This window comes from Brotaphodocola sp., assembly GCF_983179755.1.
Map to the genome: position 1 here is coordinate 133,689 of NZ_CFAHBC010000004.1, position 7,559 is coordinate 141,247.

The following is a 7,559-nucleotide window of genomic DNA, read 5'->3' on the forward strand; positions in this document are numbered from 1 at the left end:
AGAATTGTTTTTTCTTTTGATGGTGTCAATTTTTTACGATTTCATTGTACTTTCTTCCGGTTTCTTATGAAATATTGTAAATTTTACGCAAGAACAGTATAATGAATCTAGCATTTTAAACAATACTTTCATTGAAATTCGCTTAAATTCGATTTGGTTTGATGTAAAATTAACAAAACCTTGATTTTCATTTAACTTGAAAAGGATTTGAAAGAAATTTAAAACGGATTTATATTGAATACCTTGAATTTAATATTTTGAAGGAGAATCATCATTTATGCATACACACCGCTCATTTTCTTTTCAACTTCAAAAGAGCTTTTTAATCAGTGCGTTTTTCCCATTTATCCTTGTCGCATCTTTCATCGCAGCGATCTATTCCTCAATGTACCACCGCGATGTCCAGACGCTTCTCGATTCCACAGCACACTCGATGGTCAGCAACATTCGCACCTATATGAATGAGCTGAACCAGCTGACGCTTCAACCCTACTACACCCAAAAGGTTTACTACTATTTAAAAGAAAAATCTGTCGGCGGTGGAAGACAAAACCGTTTAAATGAACTTGACGTTCAGCGTGAACTCGACGAAAATATGACGTATCTGCGTCTGAGCCGTCAGGATATTGACGGAATCTACATCATGTCCGGTCACAACTGCCTGTACTATACGGTCTCCTCGCCCGATCACAAATCGATTGTGACTCCATTTGCGTACTCGACAGAGAATTGGTACCGCCGTGCCCTCCTGGCAGATGGAAATGCCGTCACGATCGGCCCCCATATCCCGGCTTATATCCGTCCCACCGGAACCCCGGTCGTCTCAGTCGCGCGCGCGATCCTCTCACTCTACCCGAGATACCCTCTCTGCGTGATGAAAATCGACGTCAACACCTCGATGTTCGAGCGAATCTTTCGCGATTTCGCCCTCCACGTTGACGCAACGATCCTGATCCGGGACGAGAATGGGCGCGTTGTATATGCCAATGCCCCTCTCGATGAGAAGAAACAGACGATCCTCTCCCGCGCCTCAAACGGTCAGACGATCTCGATGAAAGGGGAGACCTACCAGATTCACGCCTACCCAATCAATGGTTACCCGTGGAATATCTGCATCGCCCTCTCAGGACGAGAGCTGAGCGCGCGCATCCGCACGATCTATCTGAGTACCCTCTTTCTCTATCTGATCGGAATGGCAATGGCGACACTCTCCCACTCGGTGACCTCGAGAAAGATGGTTCACGCAGTCAACGCGATGAGGCAGGTCTTTGACGGCATCCAGAATCAGAATTTCAGCAAGCGCTACAACTACATCTCCCACACGGAACTTGACGATCTCGGAGACCAGCTCAACTACACATCCGAGAAACTTGAGCAGACAATCCGTCAGGAGTACATCCTGAAAATCAAACAGAAGGACAGCGAATTTAAGGCACTTCAAGCGCAGATTCAGCCCCATTTTCTGTTCAACACGCTCAACAACATGATCGCGTTAAACCAGATCGGAGATCAGAAAACGCTTGAGGATTCCCTCTATGAACTCTCGGGAATGCTCCGCTACATCTTAAAAGCGCCGTCAATCATCCTGCTCTCTCAGGAACTCCAGTTTGTACAGGATTACTGTGCGCTCCAGAAGCTTCGCTTCAACGACCGCTTAAACTGCGAGTTTGACTTAAACATCCATCAGGAAGACTGGAAGATCCCGAAACTCTTGCTCCAGCCGATCGTGGAGAACTCGATCCGCCATGGCGTAGAGCCGTGCACCCACCCGTGTACGATTCACATCACTGCGGAGGAGATCGATGGCGACGAGGAGAGCCTGCTCATCACCATCTCCGACGACGGCACCGGATATGACATGAAACAGTATGACACCGATCAGACAAGCGGAGAAGGCGGAATCGGAATCCGAAATGTTAAAGAGCGCCTTCTCTCCTTCTCACCGGAAAGCACGATGGAAATTGAAAGTTCCATCGGAAACGGAACAATAACCCGAATTCGACTCAAAAAAACACTGGAGGTTGCACAACCATGAAAATCTTAATTGCAGATGATGAATCTCTTGTTCGCCAGTCCATCCGACTCTTTCTTCTCGATCTCGGTATTCAGCCCGAAGATCTCACGGAAGCTGCGAATGGACTCACGCTCTCAGAGGCATTAAAAAATAACTATTTTGATCTCGCCCTCGTCGACATCCAGATGCCGTATATGAACGGGCTTGAGGCAATCCGTGATGCGCAGGCAAGTGCCCCTGATACCCTCTTCTATATCCTAACAGGATTTGACGATTTCTCCTACGCGAGAGAAGCGCTTCGACTCCATGTCAAGGATTATCTCTTAAAACCGATCCGCCGAACCGAACTTGAGGGAATTCTCGAGGAGGTCATCTCCCAGGTTGAACAGAGAAAGGCAAGCCAGATCCGCGACTTAAAGCTCTGCATTGCCTCGCTGTTCTCCGACGGAGGCTCAGGCGATTCCGGAGTCACGCTTCCGATTCCCTGCCATCCGCTCTTAATCACGGCTGACCAGCCCGGAACTGTCCTCTCCGGCTCCCGCTTTTCTGAGGAGGCCGACGACCACATGATCCTGATTCCACACCGCAAAGCCGACCGGCTGTTTCTGTTCTTATTTGAGACTCCGGAATACCCGAATATCTATGCAGACTTTGTTCAGGAATTTACAAAACGTTACGGAAGCACGCACACGATCATTGAGGGAAAGACGTTCTCCGACACCTCGCTCTGGCAGTCTGAACACCAGCGTATGACAACGCTCGCGTCCTGTCGGTTTCTGTTTGGAAGCAGTCGCTTCTACAAAAATACGACAACAGCACCGGAGCTTTCCAACTTTGCAACAGAGATCTGTACTCAGTGCCAGAACAGCCTAAACGCCTACACCAACGGAGACTATGCCGGCTTCTCGCTCGCCAGTGAATTTCTCACCCGCGAATTTCCGCGCCTGAATCAGGAATCCCCCGCGAATGCGACTCACCTGCTGTCATTTCTCGAGCGCGCCTACGGCATTGATCCGTCCGCCCCGCTCTCCGGACAGTTCTCACATCTGGCATCGACGATGATCCAGAACACCTCGAGCGACTTCCGTTACGACGAGATCATCCGTTACCTTGAACAGCACTATCAGGAGGACTTGAGTCTCTCCTCAGTCGCTGACCGCTTCTGCCTCTCGCCCGGATATTTCTCAACGATCTTCAAGAAAAAGGCGGGACACAATTTCGTTCACTACCTGACTTATCTTCGGATTCGTGAGGCAAAACGACTGTTGATCGAAACTAAGATGACAATCAGTGAGATTGCGACTGCGGTCGGATACAGCTCCGCAAGTTTCTTCATCCGCTCGTTCAAAAAGACTGAGGACGTTTCCCCGTCTGAATACAGAAAAAGCAAGCATGCGTGATCTCATGCATGCCTGCTCTTTTATTTTCCAGATTTCAGCTCTTACTCTTCTCTTCGTGTTTGTTCTGTTCTGTTTTGCTTTATTTCGCTCTGTTTTTGTTCTGTCTCTTTTTATTTATCTGGTTTCTCTTCTGTTTCTCGTATTTTTTAATGCTGTTCTTTTCTTCTGACTGCGGAAACCATCGGAAGTCCGGTGTCGTAGTCGAGCTGTCTCGGCTCGTACATCTCCTCTTCCTCTTTCTGGCGGGTATATCCGCCATTTGCCCAGGTCGGCTCATAACCGTTTCTCCACGGTCTGACTGCCCACTGGTATCCGCGATACATATCTCTCGTCTCATCCATCTCTTTCAAGATCTGATCGTGCATTTCATCGCGGATCGTCGCATAGCGCTCATCATCGATCAGGTTATGAACCTCGCACGGGTCTTCCTTCGTGTCGTAGAACTCATCCTTGTCCATCAGATGAAGAGCCAGCTTGTAGCGCTCTGTCACCGCTGCACGCATCATCTGGAGTCCGCCGAAGCCATCGTGGTCGACCTCATATCGCGTAAACTCTGTGAAGACGACATCGTTGATCTTCTTTGTTGTGTCATAAATCTGCGGAAGCATGCTCTTGCCTGCAAGGCATTTCGGGATCTTCAGACCAAAATAATCCATGATCGTCGGTGCCAGATCGATGTGGGATGCCGGAGCGCCCACAATCTTGCCCTTCTCTCCTCCGCGGATGATCAACGGAATATTTGCAACCTCACGGTAGATCGCGGCATTCTTCTGGTTCAGATGGTGAGAACCGAGCATATCGCCATGATCGGAGGTGTAGATGACGAGCGCATCCGGCATCTTCTCATCGATGACCTTTAAGACTCTTCCGATCTCATAATCAGCAAACGAATTACATCCCAAGAACAGAGATCTCTTCTCTGTCGGTGTCCGCAGTTCCCATGATGTCGCATGGAGGTTCTTTCCCGCCCAGAGTTTCTGCATCAGCGGTTTGTCCTCAAGATCATCGTGGAATCCCTCATTGTCATCAAACGAGAAGTTCTCATACATCCGGTTAAACGGTGCCGGACACAGCGACGGTCCATGCGGCTCATCATAGGAAACCGTCAGGAAGAAATCCTCGTCTCCATACTCCTCAAGGAAACGGATTGCACGGTCGGAACACCGATGTGCATAGGTGAAACCCTCGCTCATCTCCGGGCTGTACGCCGTCGCACGCTTTCTCGATTTTACACGCTCCTCCTCCGTCAGTTCCTCAAGATAGCATCGCATATCATACCAGTAGTCCGGGTCCCAGCCCTCCGGGCACTTTCCATATCCAAAATAGTCTCCGCCGTCGAGATGCCACTTTCCGATATAACCGCAGTGTACATCCTGATCTGTCAGACGCTGACCGATCGTCTTCACACCCTCACCGAGAGGCATACTGTTCGTCGACACTCCATTGCTGTGCGGGAAAAGTCCGGTGAAAATCGCACCTCGCGCCGGACCACAGACCGGCTGACAGGAATACGCATTCTCATAGCGAATTCCGCCCTCTGCCAAATGGTCGAGATTTGGAGTCTTCATCCGACTGTCCCCGTAACAGCCAAGCATATCCTTTCGTGTCGTGTCCGTCATAAAGAGAATGACCTGTCTCTTTCCGCTCATCTTGTGTCCTCCTTAATTCTATCTGGTTATATAATCTATAAATTTTGAAATGTTTGTATAATTTCTTCTATTTTTTCGTATATCTAAATGGTTTATATTTGATATAATTATAAGAACAAATGAAAGCAGACTCCATGTTTTTTTACGCTCACTATATGGACAATTCTGCTTTTTGGGAGGAAGAAATATGATTGATAACGCAGGATATCTCTATCCTGAAAAGAGGGACAAAGGACGGGAAGATCTCCGTGTTCCGATCGCCATAAACTGTTGTGGTTCCAAGCGTTTTTTCACCCGAGATTACCTTCGCAGAAGACCTGACGGGCGTTTGGATTATCAGCTTCTCTATGTTTACCGTGGTACCGGACATTATCTGTTTTCGGACGGATGGAAGGCGATGGAGGCCGGATCTCTGATTCTCTACCGCCCCGGCGAACCTCAAGGATACTGTTATTACGCGGAGGAGACACCGGAAATCTACTGGATTCATTTTACCGGGTCGGAGGTTGAGTCCGAGCTTGCACACTACCAGATTCGGACAGGCATGATCGGCAAATCCCCGGAACTGAGGAATTTCTTTGACGAGATCATTTCCGAACTTCAGCTGAAAAACCTACATTTTTCAGATTTTATCAACTGTGATTTCAAGCGACTCCTCGTGCTAATTGCACGCACGAGAAATCACTACCTCTGTCCGTCCCACAACAACTTTTCCGTGAACCGTCTGATTCTCCACCTGAATCGAACTTACATGGAACCCTGGACAATCCGCTCGATGGCAGATTTTTGCAACATCAGCCCCGATTACCTCGCCCACCTGTTTAAGGACAACACAAACGTCTCTCCGATGCGCTATTTAAACCAGATCCGCGTCGAAAAGGCAGAGGAACTGCTCTCGGTCACCGACTTGCAGATTCAGGAGATTGCAACACTCGTCGGCTATCCGGACTCCCTCTATTTCAGCCGGACGTTCAAAAAATTAATCGGAGAGGCCCCTTTGGCTTACCGAAAACAACACCGGGAACGCAATTCCACGGATTTTTCCGCTCAGAAACTTCCTGACCGTGTACAAGAGCCTTCCCTTTCCTGAGGAAAAGTCTGGTCATTTTAAGGATTTTGTTTTATCATAGCATTAGCCTACAAATTAGAATCTAAAAAAGTTAGAAAACGAATACGGAATGTAGATTTTCAACGAACTATAACCACTGAAAGGATTCTGTTTATGAACATCACCTATATTCATCACAGCGGTTACCTGCTTGAGAGTGAACATGCTATCTTCCTCTTTGACTTTGTGGAAGGAACTCTTCCGGCACTTGATCCGAAAAAAGAGCTGTTTGTCTTCGTAAGTCACCGCCATGCTGATCATTTCAGCCCAAGGATCTTTGATCTTCCGGCTTCTCATGCAAAGACCCGTTTTATTCTCTCCCATGACATTCGACCGAACAAGGTGCCGGAATCTGTGAGAGAGCTCGTCTCATTTATGAAACCGCATGAGGTTTTGGAGCTTCCACTCCTTGATAAGAAACTGTTTTCACTTCGCATCACAACATTTAAGTCCACTGATGAGGGTGTCGCCTTTATTCTCGAAGTGCGAGATCCACTGTATCCTGACAACCCAAAAGCGATCGTCGATCCGCACTCTCCGACCGTCATTTATCATGCCGGGGACTTAAATGACTGGCGCTGGAACGGAGAACCACTTGCATGGAACAACAACATGAGCGCCAATTATAAGCGGGAACTTGAAAAAATCCGCGACACGGGCTTCCATCCTGATATCGCAATGATCCCTCTCGACGGTCGACAGGAAGATCTCTTTTATCTTGGAGTGGATGAGTTCATGCAGATCGTCGGTGCAAATTGGATCTTCCCGATGCATTTCTGGGAAGACTTTTCTGTGATTTCCAGGCTGAAAGCCCTTCCGTGCAGTGCCCCTTACCGCGCATGTATCGTGGACCTCGAAAAAAAGGACTACAACTTATAAACCGGATAAGGCAGATAAAACGGAAGTCAACCAGCTTTCCCGACGGATCGAGGAGGAAGGCTTGTCGCCGAAATCTCCGGTGCCTGCTTTGGTCTGATGTTTAGCGGAAATGCGCGAGATTTTCTCTGCTCTTTGGCGTTCCGTCCCGGTATTATCCCTGCTGTATTTGAGATTCCACAGAAGGTTTTCCAGTTGGGGACAAAAGAAACACGTAAACGATAAGAGAATAAACGATAAAAGAAAAGAGGATTTATTTCCATGCGCATTTTAATTGTCGAAGACGAACATGCTCTTGCTGAGACCCTCGCTGACTTAATCAGTGGCCCCGGCGGTGATCGCTCTTCAAACGCTGATATTGCCGAAAATGGACTTGATGGTCTTGAACTCATCCGAAGCGGAATTTACGATGCCGTGATTCTCGACGTTATGCTCCCGGGGATAAATGGCTTTGATATTGTGAACTACTCGGTCATTGAATGGCCGAGCATCTGAAAATGCAAAACCAATCA

Annotated in this window: 6 protein-coding genes; 5 read left to right on the forward strand and 1 reads right to left on the reverse strand. The window is 48.1% G+C overall.

Features of this window, described 5'->3' with window-relative positions; translation table 11 throughout:
- Positions 1-277: 277 nt before the first annotated feature.
- Both AC4EVX_RS03220 and AC4EVX_RS03225 read left to right on the forward strand, forming a co-directional pair.
- Positions 278-2,035: a histidine kinase gene (locus AC4EVX_RS03220; protein WP_177977538.1), complete on the forward strand. Its 1,758-nt coding sequence runs from the start codon at positions 278-280 to the stop codon at positions 2,033-2,035.
- Positions 2,032-3,414 (forward strand): helix-turn-helix domain-containing protein, encoded by a 1,383-nt coding sequence (locus AC4EVX_RS03225; RefSeq protein ID WP_177977539.1) that lies wholly within the window; start codon positions 2,032-2,034, stop codon positions 3,412-3,414. The genes AC4EVX_RS03220 and AC4EVX_RS03225 overlap by 4 nt, the downstream gene beginning before the upstream one ends.
- Positions 3,415-3,560: 146 nt before the next feature.
- Here AC4EVX_RS03225 and AC4EVX_RS03230 read toward each other — a convergent pair whose 3' ends face one another.
- Positions 3,561-5,063, reverse strand: coding sequence for a sulfatase-like hydrolase/transferase (locus AC4EVX_RS03230; RefSeq protein WP_177977540.1), 1,503 nt, complete (start codon positions 5,061-5,063; stop codon positions 3,561-3,563).
- 187 nt (positions 5,064-5,250) lie between these two features.
- Here AC4EVX_RS03230 and AC4EVX_RS03235 point away from each other — a divergent pair, with 187 nt between their 5' ends.
- From AC4EVX_RS03235 to AC4EVX_RS03245, 3 genes are all read left to right on the forward strand, one after another.
- On the forward strand, positions 5,251-6,153 hold the full coding sequence (locus tag AC4EVX_RS03235; RefSeq protein ID WP_177977541.1) for a helix-turn-helix domain-containing protein: 903 nt from the start codon (positions 5,251-5,253) through the stop codon (positions 6,151-6,153).
- A gap of 132 nt (positions 6,154-6,285) precedes the next feature.
- The gene (locus AC4EVX_RS03240) at positions 6,286-7,050 is read left to right on the forward strand and encodes an MBL fold metallo-hydrolase (RefSeq protein ID WP_177977542.1); all 765 of its coding nucleotides are present in this window, start codon (positions 6,286-6,288) and stop codon (positions 7,048-7,050) included.
- Between the two features lie 258 nt (positions 7,051-7,308).
- Positions 7,309-7,542: a response regulator gene (locus AC4EVX_RS03245; RefSeq protein ID WP_177977543.1), complete on the forward strand. Its 234-nt coding sequence runs from the start codon at positions 7,309-7,311 to the stop codon at positions 7,540-7,542.
- The last annotated feature ends 17 nt before the right edge of the window (positions 7,543-7,559 follow it).

Excerpts from the sequence above, each read along its gene's own strand:
- AC4EVX_RS03235 (WP_177977541.1), top strand. The coding sequence starts at position 5,251 with ATGATTGATAACGCAGGATATCTCTATCCTGAAAAGAGGGACAAAGGA.
- AC4EVX_RS03245 (WP_177977543.1), top strand. The coding sequence starts at position 7,309 with ATGCGCATTTTAATTGTCGAAGACGAACATGCTCTTGCTGAGACCCTC.
- AC4EVX_RS03225 (WP_177977539.1), top strand. The coding sequence starts at position 2,032 with ATGAAAATCTTAATTGCAGATGATGAATCTCTTGTTCGCCAGTCCATC.
- AC4EVX_RS03240 (WP_177977542.1), top strand. The coding sequence starts at position 6,286 with ATGAACATCACCTATATTCATCACAGCGGTTACCTGCTTGAGAGTGAA.
- AC4EVX_RS03230 (WP_177977540.1), bottom strand. The coding sequence starts at position 5,063 with ATGAGCGGAAAGAGACAGGTCATTCTCTTTATGACGGACACGACACGA.
- AC4EVX_RS03220 (WP_177977538.1), top strand. The coding sequence starts at position 278 with ATGCATACACACCGCTCATTTTCTTTTCAACTTCAAAAGAGCTTTTTA.